The organism is Mesorhizobium sp. M1A.T.Ca.IN.004.03.1.1, from assembly GCF_003997555.1.
Lineage (GTDB): Bacteria > Pseudomonadota > Alphaproteobacteria > Rhizobiales > Rhizobiaceae > Mesorhizobium.
In genome coordinates this window covers 1-268 of the sequence record NZ_RZTV01000382.1, presented here as the reverse complement: position 1 = coordinate 268, position 268 = coordinate 1, and the positions used below count along the sequence as shown (strand labels likewise).

At 62.3% G+C, this 268-nt stretch carries 1 protein-coding gene; it reads left to right on the top strand.

The window, feature by feature from the left end; genetic code table 11:
• A partial coding sequence (locus tag EOD29_RS32070; RefSeq protein WP_245475505.1) for a LysR substrate-binding domain-containing protein occupies window positions 1-268 on the top strand: 268 nt, incomplete at both ends.

Below are 268 nucleotides of genomic sequence, written 5' to 3'. Positions count from 1 at the left end.
GGGAGCCGATACGTGCTGCCCATTGCGCTGAGTTTCATGGACAAATACCCGGAGGTATCGCTGAACCTTCTGTCGCTCGACCGCACGGTTGATCTCGTGTCCGAGCAGGTGGATATCGCGATCCGTCTCGGCGACCTCGCCGACAGCGCCCTCCATGCCGTCAAGGTCGGGGAATTCCGCCTGCTGACCTGCGCGAGTCCTGCCTATCTCAAGCGGCATGGCATGCCCGAGCGTCCCGGCGATCTCATCGATCGCGACGGGATCATCT